Genomic DNA, 14420 nt, shown 5'->3' with positions numbered 1-14420 from the left:
GCGCGGCTTAGTAGGAGATCTTCACCTGGGCTGCGGCTGAACCAGCCTGGGCTGCACTGTCGGCGATACCGTTGATGCGCTGGTTTTCTGCATCCAGCTTGGCCTTTGCCACCTGGTTCTGCTGCATCTCTCTCTGTACGCCCTGCATTTCCATCATAAAATCAGCACCGCCCAGCGCGCCTGAAATTTGGCTCAATGAACTGGCGCCGCCGGTGATCATGTTAGAGATACCTGATGTCATACCCATGGTTGTTTCCTCGTTAAGGTTTAAGGTGTACTGCGATGGTTTCGATCATTGAGTGGCGAGCGCACCGGGCGGGTTCCATAAAGAGGCAGAATTTTTTTCCACAGAAACAAACACCGCCGTCGGCTGACGGCGGGCAGGGATCAGGCGCTGAGCTTTAGCTGTTTCAGACGGTGATAAAGGGTGCGGCGTGGAATGCCCAGCTCATGCACCACCTCATCAATGCGGTTGCCGTGACGATGCAGACATTCATCAATCAGGCTGCGCTCAATACGTCGCAACCGCTCCTTCAGCATAATGGGCTCCGCCTGCGGGATCGCCTGCTGACACAACACCGGCAGACCCAGCACAAAGCGTTCCGCCGCCGCTTTTAATTCGCGAATATTACCCGGCCAGCTGTGCAGCAGCAGCGCTTCGTCCAGGCCGGGCTGGCGCGGCGGCAGCGGTTGATTTAGCCGCTGGGCGGCATCCTGCGTGAACTGACGAAACAGCGGGATAATGAGTTCAGGACGCGAACGCACGGTGGGCGTGACCAGCGTAATGGTATTCAGACGAAAATAGAGATCGCGGCGAAAGCGCCCTTCTGCCACCAACTGCTCCAGCGGCGTTTGGGCGGCGGCAATCACGCGCAGCGTAAGCGGAATGCAGCGGGTACTGCCCAGGCGCTCAATTGCGCGCGACTCAAGCATACGCAACAGCTTGGCCTGCACGATAAGCGGCATACTGTCGATCTCATCCAAAAACAGAATGCCGTTATTAGCGGCCTCGATATAGCCCGGACGCGAATGGCTGGCGCCGGTATACGCGCCGGAGACAACGCCAAACAGCTCGCTTTCCGCCAGAGTTTCCGGGATCGCGCCGCAGTTTACCGGCACCAGCGGGCCGCGACAGCCGGAGCTTTCATAAATTCGCCGCGCCAGCGTATCTTTGCCGGTGCCGGTTTCGCCTTCCAGCAGCACATCGACATTAAGCGGCGCAATGGTATCCACCAGCTTGTGCAGATGCGCATGAATATCTGTCGACGGAAAGCTACAGGTCGTCAACGTTGCAGGGTGCAGAGGGGAGATCTCAGCATGGCTGGTGCGCCGACTCTCATGCGCGGGGCAGCGCGTGCTGGTAGTAATCGCTTTAACCATAATGTCTCCAGTGACTCGACATAAAATTTTGCTGCGTGTAGGGGGATGTCGACGGTCTTACGTAATCGTGAAGTTTTTTTTATGGCATTTCGTTCATAAAAAATTACAAAAGCATTCGGTTTCCTTACTTTCTGCCATAACGTTCTGCCGCAGCTATCAGTCTGTGCTGATAAGTTGGTAGGGATTTACAACAGCGTTGTAAGGATTTCCTTACCGCGTGCCGCCAATCCCTTTCGCCGTGCCGCTTGTGGCGATGCCTTTGCTATCAGGGGTATCAGATGAATTTTTTATGTCTGTGGACTACGCCACATCTCTCGTTGCACTTGATGGAACTCCTTTCTCTGCCCTGCCACTTACAAAGTGAGCCAGAGCCTGCCATACCGTTACAAATGTCAGTACGGCGTAAGCGCAGGGCGGCCTGGGATGCTCGATTCATTCATAAACGTAACGTTTAACCGGAGGATGTATGGGATTTAAATTAGGTGGCTTAGGTGGTGGTGGCGCAGGCAGAACAACCATGCCGCCGCCAGATGTAACCGGCGCAGGACGTCAGGACATCGGACCAAACGGGCCACGAATGAATACCAATGCCAACAGCACCAACGGCACGACTAACGGTACCAACAGCCCTAACGGTACGAATACCAACGGCCAGGGCATTGATGGCAAGAATGGCAAAGGCGGCAAGCTCGGCGGCAATATGCTTGATTTCGGCCTGAACGCCGGTTCGGGCGCGCTGAGCCTGCTGGGTCCTGGCGCGCTGGGCGGCGCGGGCGCAACGGGGGGTACAGGGGCGGCTGGCGGACAAAACCTGACGGCTCAACCGTCGGGCGGCCAGAACGGCGGCCTGCTTTCTTCTGCCGGTAAAGGCGGCGGCATTGCGCAGATGCTACAGCAGCTGCTGATGCTGCTTGGCTTGCAGCAGATGCTGAAAGGCGGCGACAGCGGGCAAAACCCATTGCAGCAGGCGGGCACGCAGTCCGGCGGTAGCCCGGCGGCACAGGGTAATCAGGGCGGCGTTAACGGCATGATCCAGCAGCTACAGCAGATGATGCAGCAGATGATGCAGATGATGCAGCAGTTGATGGGCATGCAGCAGGGCGGCGGTAACAGCGCTGGCGCGCAGTCTGGCGGTCAGTCTGCTGGCGGCCAGACCAACGCGCAGTCCGGTGGCGGCAATATGCTGAGTAACCTGCTGAACTCGGCGCTGCAAATGACCGGACTGAACGCAATTATGTCACTGTTGGGCGGTGGATCTAACAACGGGGTGAAATAATGGCCTTGAACGTTAACGGAGGGGGAGCAGTCCCCCTTTTACCGGAACTTCCCGGCCCGCAGCCTGGCGGCGCGGAAAACGCAGGCGCACAGCCCGGCACGCTGAAAAGCACCGGCGGCGTGCTGAACTACGGCGGGGCGGCGGCTAATTCACCGCTGCTGGGTGAAGCGTCCGGCGACGCGTTACAGGCGGGCAGCGGTCAGCAAAGCGGCGGGATGCTGCAAGGGTTGATGATGTTTATCGGCCTGCAGGCGCTGTTGCAAACGCTGTTCTCGTCGGCGGGAAGCCAGCAGGCAGAGCAAACTGCTCAGAGCGGCGCGACTGGCGACGAGCTGCAGGCATCCTCACCGCTATTGACGCAGGGCGGTGCAGGCGCAGGACAGGTGCGCGCCAGCGAGCATGACATCAGCGTCAGGCCAACGGAGGAGAACCTGACTGGCCGTCCGCCGGGTGATAACCGCAGCGCAGAGCAGATTCTGGATGAGAACCCGGTGCTGAAAAATTTGGGTAATCAGAAAGACATCAAACGCGATCAGCTGAAGGAGCGTTTCGGCGACTGGACCGCTGATAACCCGGATCCCAAAAGCCGGGCGGATGCGGCTTATAACATGGCCTGCGTGTTGAATAGCGTCAAAGGGCTGAAAGATCGTGAAGGCGGCGATCGCGGCGATGTGCATACCAACGGCAAAATCGAAGGGATCACTAAAGATGGCGATGCCCGTCACGGAACCGAGGCAGGTGTGCTGAAGGATATTGCGGAAAAAGGACTGAGCGCGCTGCCAGCCGATGGCAATCTGCCGCAGACCAAGGATACACACGTGCGTAAGGATGGCACCAATAAAGATAACTTCCAGTGGGGAATGGGCGAGATTGGACGCGTGCTGTCCAATATCCCGATTCTGAAATCAGTGCTGGCACCGGTATTTAACAATATCGGCGAGGCGCGAACCCTGGGCGAGGTCTTTACTGGCGGGCTGAAAGGTCTGGCGGAAGGGGCGATGAGCGCGGCGCGTGGTCCGGTGGGTTGGGCAGTGACCGCTGCGACTGATACCATTTCTATCGTGTTAGAAAATGTTAATAAGAATAAAAAAGATCCACCGCCTTTTTCCTGAGCAATGGACCTCAGTTTTAAGTCCCTGCACCCGATGTGCAGGGACTTTTTTTATCAGGCTGGCAGCTGGCCCTGGCCGCTACTGATAATCGAGGAGAAGTTCATGACCTTATCGACGTAGGTGGCGTCGCCGGTGCCGGTTTTCGAGATATCACTTAAATTATCCACGTTAACGTTAAGCGGACCGGAATTATATGCCCGCAGCGCCGCGCCCATATTGCCGTCAAAGGCGTTGAGCTGCTCTTTCATATAGAGCGCGCCCGCCATGATGTTATCCGTTGGGTTATTGGCGTTAGCGTTCGGCCCTAACAGGTCGGGATTTTTGCGCTGCAGGTCGGCAAAGGTATTGCTGTTGACCTGCATCAGGCCGCTGTCCTGTAACCCGTTGCCGCCGTTAACGGTGCTGGCGCCCAGGCTGCCACGTGACTCCTGCCAGATTTGCGCCGCCAGTACCTCGCCCGGCACGCCGGTTTTCGCTGCGGCATTCTGTATCGCGCCTTCATACGGCTTCAGCGCATCGGGCAGATGCAGCCCGCTGGCGCCTGATTGTGTCACGCTCTGGCCAGTGCCATTGGTGGCTGCCGTACCGGCAGGCGAGCCGTTCTGCCCACCTGCGCTGGCTATATTGCCGCCTGGCGCTGGGGCGTTTTGTCCGGCGCTGCTACCGTCGATAGGCTGTGCTGGATTGCCGCCCGTAGCCAGCTTTTGCGGCATGCCGCCACCGGCACCACCGGAGGTGGGTTGCCCACTCTGCTGCTGGTTTTGCTGGCCGGTGAGCTGCTGTAACAGCGGCATCAGCGAGTTAAGCAGCGCGCTAATCAGCTGAGTCAGCGTCTGAGCAATTTCATTATTTAGCGCCTCTTGCGTGGCGCCGCCATTCTGGCCAAACAGCGCATTAAGGTCGGTGCCGCTATTGCCGCTTTGACCAAAATCGATTGCGGTCATGCCGCCGGAAGGCGAAAAAGCGCCATTGTTCATTAACGGCAGTTTATCTGACAGGCCGTTCAGATCAGGCGGCGTGAGGGTTTGAGTTGGGCTTAGCGCTCCAGGTAGTGTGATCATTAGTTCATCCTTATCGCTTAGGGGGTCAGTCTGTTAAGTGGCGCGATAAGGCGGTTGGTTCCTGTCAGGATGCAAGTTCATACGTAAGTCGAGCTTCACTCTGTGCGGCATCCCACAAAACAGTAATTCCCCGGCGCGGTTGCGGTTGCAGCGGCTGACTTCGCGGCATCATAGCCTTGCGTTGTAAACCGGGGAAATCATGATGCGTAAAGATAAACTACTGAACTTCTTAATTAATCAGACCGATTTTTTTGATCCGCAGCAGGTCAGTGAAGTGTTTACCGCCGCCTGGCTGGCACAGCGCTTTGCCATGCAGCGTAATACTGCCAGCCACTATCTTAACCAGCTGGTGGTGCAGGGCGAGCTGATAAAAATTAACGGTCGTCCGGTTTGCTTTCTGCATAAAGCCAGCTTTGAGCAACAGTTCTTTCCACTGTCGCGCAACGAATATGCCAGCGTCGCCGAGCTGCTGGCGGAAGAGGGCGAGCCTGCACCGCAGGCTGATCATTTTGCCCTGCTGATTGGTCATGACGGCAGCCTGAAAAAGCCCATCGAACAGTTAAAAACCGCGCTGTTTTATCCCGACGGCGGTCTGCCGCTGCTAATTACCGGCGACAGCGGTACCGGAAAAAGCTATATGGCACAGCTGCTGCATGAGTATGCCATTGGCCAGCAGGTTATCGCGCCCGATGCGCCCTTTATCAACTTCAACTGCGCCCAGTATGCCAGCAACCCGGAGCTGCTGACCGCTAACCTGTTCGGCTATGTAAAGGGCGCATTTACCGGCGCGGTTAACGACAGGGCGGGCGCGTTTGAGGCGGCGCACGGCGGCATTCTGTTTCTTGATGAGGTTCACCGCCTGCATCCGGAAGGACAGGAAAAGCTGTTTACCTGGCTCGATCGCGGGGAGATCTACCGGCTGGGTGAAACCGCGCAGGGACAGCGGGTGCAGACGCGGCTGATCTTCGCCACCACCGAGGAGGTGCACAGCACTTTCCTGATCACCTTTATTCGCCGTATACCCATTCAGGTGACGCTGCCCGATCTGGCAAGCCGCAGCCCGCAGGAGAAGCAGGCGCTGATGATGCAGTTTTTCTGGCGCGAGGCGCAGAAAGTCGGTGGGCGGTTACGGCTGAGCCCCCGGCTGATTACCGCACTGGGAAATCATATCTGGCGCGGCAACGTAGGGGAGATGAAAAACGCGGTGAAATATAGCGTTGCTTCCGCCTGGGCGCGGCAGAGGAACCGCGAGACGATCGAGATCACCCTGCACGATCTGCCAGAAACGGTGATGGCGCAATTGCCAGCCATTGAAGAGACGCAGGCGGAGCCGCTGGTGATCGATCGGACAGTTGCGCTGCCCTGGCTGCTGCGTCAACAGGATAGCGCGCGGCTGCTGATTCAGGATGCGCAGCTCGGCGTGCTGTCGCTGTTTGAAAGCTGGCGCAGCGGAAAGCTGACGTGGGAAGAAATGGAAAAACGCATGGGCAATGAAATTGAAAGCCTGTTCGACCAGCTTATTTTTACCCATCGCGATCAGCAGGAATCTTCCATGCTGCTGCTGACCAGCAGCCAGGTGCGTGAAGCGTTTTATCAGCTGGAAAAGCGCTTTAGCCTGCAGTTTAACGGCAACTGCATCTATGCGCTGAGCCACTATCTGCTGCATCGCGCCAGCGAAACGCCTGCCCGCCTTAACGCGGAACTGATCCGGCAGCTCTCTCACAGCCTGGAACAGCGCTATCCGCTGCTCTGTGGTTTCTGTCACGAGGTGCTGGCAGCGGTAACCCATAAGCTTGATCTGCATCCACAGCGTATTGATGCGCTGCTGCTGATCCTCTGGTTACAGAAAACCGGCGTGCTGAGCCAGAAACAGGTCACGCGGGCGGTAATTCTGGCACACGGCTACGCCACCGCCAGCAGCATCGCCAACGTGGCGAACCGTCTGCTGAAAAGCAACCTGTTTGAATCTTTTGATATGCCGCTGGACGTGACGCCGGAAGCGATCGCCAGCGAAGTGATGCACTATATCGAGCGCAACGCGCTGGCGTCCGGGCTGATAATTTTGGTGGATATGGGCTCGCTGAACGCCATTTATCAACACTTTCATCGCCATATCACCACGCCGGTGGCGATTATCAATAACGTCTCGACGCGTATGGCGCTTTACGTGGGCGAGCGCATTCTGCGTGGCGATCTGCCTGAAGCGATAGTGAGCGACGTGGCGGAGGATCTGCCGGTTGAGCATCAGCTTATCTGGCCGGTACGGAATAAACCACGGGCGATCGTTACCACCTGCGCGACCGGCCTGGGCGCGGCCAATAACCTGAGTGCGCTGCTAAAGGCCAGCATCCCGGAGACGCTGGCGATTGAGATGGTCGCCTGCGATTACAGCAGTCTCACCGATCGCGCACAGCGTGAACCGCTGCTGGCGCGCTACGAGGTGTTGGCGGTGGTCGGCACGATCGATCCGCATCTGCCGGTGCCGTGGATTTCACTGGAGTCGCTGATCTCCGGCACAGGCAGCGCCACGCTGAGGGCGCTGTTCGGGGCGCTAACCAGCGCTGAACAGGTAGAAGAGATCAATAACCAGCTGGTGAAAAACTTCTCGCTGCGACGGGTAATTGAGTCGGTGACCATTCTTGATACCAGTAAAGTGATCAATCAGGTGGAGCAGTTTTTGCTGCGCTATGAGCATCTTGCCGGACTGAGGCTAACCAACGATCGTAAGGTGGCGCTTTATATACATATCAGCTGCTTGATCGAACGGCTGATCCGTCAGGCGGCGATCCAACGCTACAGCGGAACGCAGCGTCCGTCTCAGCAGCTTAACGCGCTGCGCGAGGCGTTTAGTGTCATTGAGGCCAGCTATAGTGTCAAAATTCCCGACGCCGAGCTGCATTACATCCACGATATTCTGCACCGCGAAACTGAATTTATCCCGTCCGATCAAGCGTTTTAGTCTCTCTTCTCTGTGCATGACGCGGCGCGCCACTATTCCTGGCACGCCGCTTGCTCTTATTAACGCGTGGAACCGCTTGATGAGGTCAGGATGAAACGTCACTACATTTTTGCCAGCCACGGCTCTTTTGCCGCCGGCATCCGTCAATCCGTTGAGCTAATTCTCGGAGAACAGCCGCATCTGCATGCGCTGTGCGCCTACGTAGATGAAAACGACGATTTAACCCGCCAGGTCGATAGCCTGATGGCTGCGTTTACGCCGCAGGATGAACTGATCGTCATCACCGATATTTTCGCCGGCAGCGTGAATAACGAATTTATTCGCTATCTGCATCGGCCCGATTTTCATCTGCTGGCCGGATTAAACCTGCCGCTGGTGATTGAGATGCTGATTGCGTCGCCCGACGAGCCCGCGATAGCGCTGATAAACGAAGCGTTGAGCAACGCCCGCGCGGGAATGCAGTACTGCAATCACACCATTAGCAGCGCCAGCTGCGTGGATAAAGATTTCTGAGCGAGGAGGATAACAATGATAAAGCTCTTACGGGTCGATCATCGACTGCTGCATGGCCAGGTCGCCTTTTCCTGGACGCAATATATTGGCGCCGATTGCATTTTGATCGCCAATGACAGTGTGCCCAACGATGAGTTGCGCAAAACCACCATCAAGCTCGCTAAGCCGCCTGCGGTAAAGCTGGTGATTAAAAATATCGACGACGCCATTGAGGCGATCAAAAGCGGCGTCACCGACAAATATAAGCTGTTTATTGTGGTGGAGTCGGTGAACGATGCCTGGCGACTGGCCACGGCGGTACCGGAGATCACCAGCATTAATCTTGGCGGAATCAAGGCCAAAGAGGGCAGCCGCAATATTTCTAAAGCGATCAATGTATTGCCGGATGAAATTTCGCTGCTGGAGGCGCTGGTTCAGGCGGGCAAAGAGATTGAGATCCGCCAGGTGCCGGGCGACCGCAAACAGCTGTTTAGCGAAGCGCTGTAGCGCGGGGAGCGATGATGACAGAAGCATTGTTGTTGGGGCTGGTGGCGTTTATCGCCCAGTCTGAATATGCCTTAGGCACCTCACTGCTCTCCAGGCCCATCGTCACCGGTTTGTTGACCGGCCTGGTGCTGGGCGATGTGCAAACCGGCGTGATCATGGGCGCGACGCTGGAGCTGGCGTTTATCGGCTCTTTCTCGGTTGGCGCTTCGATTCCGCCTGATGTGGTAACCGGTGGCATTCTTGGCGTGGCCTTCGCCATTACCTCCGGCGCAGGTACTGAAACGGCGCTGCTGCTCGGCCTGCCGATCGCCACGCTGACGCTGGTGCTGAAAAATATCTATCTGGGGCTGTTTATCCCCACGCTCAGCCATAAGGCGGATCTGTATGCGGAGCAAGGCAACACCGGCGGCATTGAGCGTATGCATCTGCTGGCGGGCTTCGGTCTGTCGTTAATGCTGGCGACCATTGTCACCGTCTCCTTTCTGGTAGGCAGCGGCGCGGTAAAAAGCCTGCTCGACGCAATTCCTGAGTTTATCAAGCATGGACTGAGCGTAGCGACCGGCCTGATCCCGGCGCTCGGCTTCGCCATGCTGGCGCGGCTGCTGATCAACAAAAAGGTCGCGCCTTACTTTTTCCTCGGCTTTGTGCTGATGGCCTATCTCAAGATCCCGGTGACCGGCATTGCCATCCTCGGCGCAATTGTCGCGGTGGTGATGGTCAATATGACGCAGCAGCCGGTTCAGCGCGCCTCAACGGCAGAAGGAGTGAACGATGACGAAGATGATTTCTGATAACGAACCACAGGCGGAGCCGCAGATTACGCCGCGCGACCTGCGCCGCGTCTTCTGGCGCTCTTTCCAGATGGAGTTCTCCTGGAACTATGAGCGGCAGATGAACCTGGCCTTTGTCTACGCCATGATGCCGGTGCTAAAAAAGCTCTACACGCGCCATGAGGATCTGGTGAGCGCGCTAAAACGCCATCTGGTTTTCTTTAACACCACGCCGCATATCGTCACGCTGATCCTCGGCATTACCGCCGCGATGGAGGAGAAAAACCGCAACGGTGACGGGCTGGACAGCGCGTCGATCGATAACGTCAAAGCGTCGCTGATGGGGCCACTGGCCGGGCTGGGCGACTCCTTTTTCTGGGGGACGCTGCGGCTGATCGCCACCGGCATCGGTACCAGCCTGGCGCTGAAAGGCAATATCCTGGGGCCGATCCTGTTTGTGCTGATCTTCAACGTGCCGCATATTCTGGTGCGCTGGCTATTTACCCGCTGGGGATATGTGCTGGGCACCGGCGTGCTTCAGCGCGTCCAGAAAAGCGGGATGATGGAAAGCCTGACCTACGGCGCTTCGATTATCGGTCTGATGGTGGTGGGCGCAATGACCGCCTCAATGATCGATATCACTATTCCTGTGACCTTCGGCGCGGGCGAAGCGAAAACCCAGGTGCAGGGAATTATTGACGACATTATGCCTTGTCTGCTGCCGCTGCTGAGTTTTGGCATTGTCTACTGGCTGTTGGGCAAAAAGGTACAGCCGCTGGCGATTATTGGCGGGATGGCGCTGGTCGGCATCCTGGGTTCATGGATTGGTCTGTTCTGAGGAGATAGCGATGTCGGTCACGATGATGGACTGTATCAAGCGCGAACCGGAAGTGCTGGCGCGTATTTTAGATGAGTATCCGCAAAAGCTGGCGCCGGCGTCGGGATTGCTGGCGCAGGGAGCGGTGCGGCGACTGCTGATTCTGGCAACCGGATCGTCGCTGAATGCCGCGCAGTGCGCCGCTTTCGCCTTCAGCCAGTGGGCGAATATTCAGGTAGAGATCAGGGAGCCGTATCCCTTTACCCACTATGAGCGGTTTGATGAGGCGACCGACTGGGTAATCGCCCTGTCGCAGAGCGGTAAAAGCCACTCGACGCTGGAGGCGCAGCGTAAGGTGCAGGCAGCGGGCCGCAAGGTTTACTGCCTGACCGCCGACTGCACCAGCCCGCTGGCGCGCGAAGCTGATGCGGTGCTGGATATTAACTGCGGCATCGAGCCGGTTGGCTTTGTGACTCTGGGCTTTAGCGCCACGGTTTTGAATTTGCTGTTGATCGTGCTGCTGGCCGCAGAAACGCAGGGAACACTGGATGCCCGTGCCCGCGACAAGACGTTGAACGCGCTACGTAACATGGCGCAGCGGCTGCCGGAGGTGATACGCCGCACCGATGATTTCATTACGCGCCATCAGGCGGTGCTGGCTGCCGCACCGCGCTATGTCGCCATCAGCTACGGCGGGCTGGTGGGCGTAGCGAAGGAGTTCGAAACCAAGTTCACCGAGACGGTGCGCTGCCCATCAAGCGGTTTTGAACTGGAAGCCTACATGCATGGCCCCTACCTGGAGGCCAATCATGAGCATCTGCTGCTGTTTATTGAAGATGCGCCGCATCCACGCCTTGCCGCCCTGCGTGACTATATGCGTCTACACGTTAAAGCGGCCTTTACCCTCAGCGCCCAGGGTGAAAGCAGTGAAAGTCAGCTGGGACTGAATTTCCCCATCGATCCTTTACTGGCACCGCTGTTATTAATCGTGCCGGTACAAATAATGGCTTATCGGGTTGCCATGCTTAAAGGCATTAATTTAAGCGTGCGGATATTTGACGATTTCGACAAGGTGCTGCAAAGCAAAATTTAATTCCTCAGGAGAAAAAATATGTTGGGTTTTAACCAGGACGAGTACCTGAACAGTGCTCGTGAGATCATCGCTGCGCGTAAAATTGCCGAACAGGTAGCGGAAAATATTCATCAGGCAGGTTACAGCAATCTGTTTTTCGCCTCGGTAGGCGGCTCGCTGGCGCCTATGATGGCAATCAATGAGTTTGCAAAAGAGTGTACTTCGCTGCCGATATATACCGAGCAGGCGGCGGAATTAATTAATAAGGGCAATAAGAAATTAAATAAAGATTCTGTGGTGATTACGCTTTCTAAATCGGGTGATACCAAAGAATCAGTCGCCATTGCGCAATGGTGTAAAGCACAGGGTATTCGCGTGGTAGCGATTACTAAAAATCAAGATTCGCCGCTGGCCAACAATGCTACATGGCATATTCCGATGCGCCATAAAAATGGGGTGGAATATGAATATATGCTGCTTTACTGGCTGTTTTTCCGGCTGGTGGCGCTAAACGGCGAGTTTGCCGACTATGAGCGCTTCGCTAGCCAGCTGGAGCTGCTGCCGGAAAATCTGCTGCAGGCCAAACGTGATTTTGACCCACAGGCCGATGAGATCGCCCGTAAGTACCATGACCGCGACTATATGATGTGGATCGGCGGCGCGGAGATGTGGGGCGAGGTCTACCTTTTCTCAATGTGTATTCTGGAAGAGATGCAGTGGAAGCGCACCAAATCGGTAAGCTCGGCGGAATTCTTTCACGGCACGCTGGAGCTGCTGGAGAAAGAGGTGCCGCTGTTCCTGGTAAAAGGCGAAGGTACATGCCGCACGCTGGACGATCGGGTAGAAGCCTTTGCCCGTAAAATCAGCGATTGTGTGGTAGTGATCGATCCACGCGATTATCGCCTCAATGGAATAGATGACGCTTTCCGCTGGATTGTCGCCCCTTGCGTTGCTTCCACGCTGCTGGTGGATCGCCTGGCGGCACATTTTGAGAAATATACCGGACACGATCTTAATATCCGCCGCTATTACCGCCAGTTTGATTATTAATGCCCATTGCCCTTTCTGGGGCAGGTGAGCACGGCTTTCGGCTTAACTTCACTCTGACTAAGATGCATAATATATGCATCTTTTTTTTGAGTGAAATAATGATGTCTGAGAGTAATAAAGCAGGACATACCTTTCTGGCCAGCCTGGGAAAAACCCGGCTGCGTCCCGGCGGCACAGAGGCGACCGAATGGCTGATGGCGCATGCCGGGCTAAATGAACAGAGCCGGGTACTGGAAATCGCCTGTAATATGGGCACCACGGCTATTGAACTGGTTTCGCGCTTTGGCTGCTATGTACACGCCGTGGATATGGACAAGCAGGCGCTAAGCAAAGCGCGTGAAAATGTCGCCGCCGCTGGCCTTAGCGAGCGTATCCAGGTCAGCGAAGCCAATGCGCACCATCTTCCTTTCCCGGATAACAGTTTTGATATGGTGATCAATGAAGCCATGCTCACCATGTATGCGGATAAGGCGAAACAGCGTCTGGTGCAGGAGTATTATCGTGTATTAAAGCCCGGCGGCTGTTTGTTAACCCACGATATTATGTTAACGCAGGGGCAGCTACCGGCCAGCGCGGATTCCCGGCTACAGCAGGTAGTGAAATCTAACGTTAGTCCGATGAGCAAAGAGAGCTGGCAGCAAATGTTCCTGCAGAGCGGCTTTAGTCAGGTGCAAACCCATAACGGTAAAATGTCGCTGATGTCGCCACGCGGCATGATGAAAGATGAAGGGCTATTAAGAACCGTGAAGATTATATTTAATGGCCTGAAGAACCGGGAAAACCGCCAGCGCTTTCTGGGCATGCTGCGTTATTTCCATGCGCAGCGGCATAATATGAATTATATCGTCTGCTGCTCACGCAAAGCCTGAAACGCGGCGGGCGGCGCACTCGCCCATACTGCCGGTGCCAGCGTTCTGTGCTTATACAGATGCTATCACGGGTAGGGGTGGTCAGGATGGGGATATTGCAATATTCGCTATTGTACCGGCCAATGGATTATTGGCATTTGCCACAAATATAAATAATCACAGCAGAGTCGGCTGCTGTGGCGCGTTATAGTCGGCATCTGGATAAGGGAGAGTTTACAGGGAGAGCACGGGAATGGATACCACAGAGGAACTTAACGGAACCTACTTTTATGCAGGAAGATCTAATCTTTCAGCCAGTGAATTACTGTTCATGATATTTTGCGAGAATGTAGCGGATCAACTCGGCGTTCAGGATTTCGGCGCTATTATTTCCATTGTTACCGGCCTTAATATTTTGTCGACCCGTGGAAAATTTGCTAATGCCACGCCGGGCACATCTTTAGCATCACGTGGAGCAAGAAAAGTGTTTGGTAATGCGCAGTTTCCATGGGGGCTGGAGCTTCCTTCTGTCGTCGGCGGGTACCCGCCTCATCGCCTGAAAATTCTCATGACACATAAAATCGGTACGTTTGTCGGCAGAGCCATTCCGATTGTCGGATGGGTTATACTCGCAAGTGATGTTTCTGTAATTACATTCCAGACTATAAAAAAATATAATTATCTTGCCAGAGGAGGAGATAAAATTTGGTAAGTGACACAGAGATACTGGCATTTTTTCGTGGTGAATTATCCAGGCAAGTTAACCGAAAGCTCCAGACGGTTCCGCTTGAGCTGGAAACATTGTTACAGGATTATGCGCCAGCCGATGAATTACCTTATGTGATTAGTGATTACAGTAACAAATATGGTGTTGATATTTCTGCTTTGGATATGCGCAACTACTTTCCCTGGGAAAACCTGCCATTAACTACCCGTGTTTTCAAAGGGCGTAATTTCAGGGCGTCAGTAATTGCAAACAGAAAACCATTGACGGTAAAAATGTTTGCAGAATCCGCCAGGGCGGGTCGCTGGTTGTATGATTAGCTTCGCGTGCAGGTAGCCCAGCCAGTGGTTTT

The 14420-nt window shown here is 55.5% G+C and carries 15 protein-coding genes; 12 read left to right on the top strand and 3 right to left on the bottom strand.

Features of this window, described 5'->3' with window-relative positions; all coding sequences use genetic code 11:
* Positions 1–7: 7 nt before the first annotated feature.
* Together ACQE3Z_RS20325 and ACQE3Z_RS20320 are read right to left on the bottom strand one after the other, a co-directional pair.
* The gene (locus ACQE3Z_RS20325; RefSeq protein WP_426975182.1) at positions 8–247 is read right to left on the bottom strand and encodes a hypothetical protein; all 240 of its coding nucleotides are present in this window, start codon (positions 245–247) and stop codon (positions 8–10) included.
* A gap of 140 nt (positions 248–387) precedes the next feature.
* Complete coding sequence (locus tag ACQE3Z_RS20320) at positions 388–1380, bottom strand: sigma 54-interacting transcriptional regulator (protein WP_426975181.1); 993 nt, start codon at positions 1378–1380, stop codon at positions 388–390.
* Positions 1381–1846: 466 nt separating this feature from the next.
* Between ACQE3Z_RS20320 and ACQE3Z_RS20315 the strand changes: the two genes are divergently transcribed.
* Both ACQE3Z_RS20315 and ACQE3Z_RS20310 read left to right on the top strand, forming a co-directional pair.
* The gene (locus tag ACQE3Z_RS20315; RefSeq protein WP_426975180.1) at positions 1847–2656 is read left to right on the top strand and encodes a hypothetical protein; all 810 of its coding nucleotides are present in this window, start codon (positions 1847–1849) and stop codon (positions 2654–2656) included.
* Entirely contained in the window at positions 2656–3768 is a 1113-nt protein-coding gene (locus ACQE3Z_RS20310) for a hypothetical protein (RefSeq protein ID WP_426975179.1), read from the top strand. The genes ACQE3Z_RS20315 and ACQE3Z_RS20310 overlap by 1 nt, the downstream gene beginning before the upstream one ends.
* Positions 3769–3821: 53 nt before the next feature.
* Here the strand turns inward: ACQE3Z_RS20310 and ACQE3Z_RS20305 are convergent, their stop codons facing one another.
* On the bottom strand, positions 3822–4829 hold the full coding sequence (locus ACQE3Z_RS20305; RefSeq protein WP_426975178.1) for a lytic transglycosylase domain-containing protein: 1008 nt from the start codon (positions 4827–4829) through the stop codon (positions 3822–3824).
* A 202-nt stretch (positions 4830–5031) separates the two neighbouring features.
* Here ACQE3Z_RS20305 and ACQE3Z_RS20300 point away from each other — a divergent pair, with 202 nt between their 5' ends.
* From ACQE3Z_RS20300 to ACQE3Z_RS20255, 10 genes are all read left to right on the top strand, one after another.
* Positions 5032–7788 (top strand): sigma 54-interacting transcriptional regulator, encoded by a 2757-nt coding sequence (locus ACQE3Z_RS20300; RefSeq protein WP_426975197.1) that lies wholly within the window; start codon positions 5032–5034, stop codon positions 7786–7788.
* A gap of 90 nt (positions 7789–7878) precedes the next feature.
* Positions 7879–8301 (top strand): PTS sugar transporter subunit IIA, encoded by a 423-nt coding sequence (locus ACQE3Z_RS20295; RefSeq protein ID WP_426975177.1) that lies wholly within the window; start codon positions 7879–7881, stop codon positions 8299–8301.
* A gap of 15 nt (positions 8302–8316) precedes the next feature.
* Positions 8317–8787 (top strand): PTS sugar transporter subunit IIB, encoded by a 471-nt coding sequence (locus ACQE3Z_RS20290; RefSeq protein WP_250651703.1) that lies wholly within the window; start codon positions 8317–8319, stop codon positions 8785–8787.
* 14 nt (positions 8788–8801) lie between these two features.
* Entirely contained in the window at positions 8802–9578 is a 777-nt protein-coding gene (locus ACQE3Z_RS20285) for a PTS mannose/fructose/sorbose/N-acetylgalactosamine transporter subunit IIC (RefSeq protein ID WP_085068153.1), read from the top strand.
* A complete protein-coding gene (locus ACQE3Z_RS20280) occupies positions 9568–10395 on the top strand; it encodes a PTS system mannose/fructose/sorbose family transporter subunit IID (RefSeq protein WP_426975196.1) in 828 nt (275 codons plus the stop codon). Before ACQE3Z_RS20285 ends, ACQE3Z_RS20280 begins: the two co-directional genes overlap by 11 nt.
* A gap of 10 nt (positions 10396–10405) precedes the next feature.
* A complete protein-coding gene (locus ACQE3Z_RS20275) occupies positions 10406–11467 on the top strand; it encodes an SIS domain-containing protein (RefSeq protein ID WP_426975176.1) in 1062 nt (353 codons plus the stop codon).
* An 18-nt stretch (positions 11468–11485) separates the two neighbouring features.
* Positions 11486–12496, top strand: a complete 1011-nt coding sequence (locus ACQE3Z_RS20270; RefSeq protein ID WP_426975175.1) for an SIS domain-containing protein — start codon at positions 11486–11488, stop codon at positions 12494–12496.
* A gap of 101 nt (positions 12497–12597) precedes the next feature.
* Positions 12598–13365, top strand: coding sequence for a class I SAM-dependent methyltransferase (locus ACQE3Z_RS20265; RefSeq protein WP_426975174.1), 768 nt, complete (start codon positions 12598–12600; stop codon positions 13363–13365).
* A 232-nt stretch (positions 13366–13597) separates the two neighbouring features.
* Positions 13598–14056 carry an STM2901 family protein gene (locus ACQE3Z_RS20260; protein WP_426975173.1) on the top strand — a complete coding sequence of 153 codons (459 nt, stop codon included), beginning with the start codon at positions 13598–13600 and terminating at the stop codon, positions 14054–14056.
* Positions 14050–14388 carry a DUF1493 family protein gene (locus ACQE3Z_RS20255; RefSeq protein WP_426975172.1) on the top strand — a complete coding sequence of 113 codons (339 nt, stop codon included), beginning with the start codon at positions 14050–14052 and terminating at the stop codon, positions 14386–14388. Before ACQE3Z_RS20260 ends, ACQE3Z_RS20255 begins: the two co-directional genes overlap by 7 nt.
* Positions 14389–14420: the final 32 nt, after the last annotated feature.

The sequence above is a fragment of the Pantoea sp. FN0307 genome (genome assembly GCF_050113815.1).
Classification (GTDB): Bacteria; Pseudomonadota; Gammaproteobacteria; order Enterobacterales; family Enterobacteriaceae; genus Mixta; species Mixta alhagi.
Note: the sequence above shows the minus strand (reverse complement) of the source record. Positions and strands in the feature narration are given on the sequence as shown.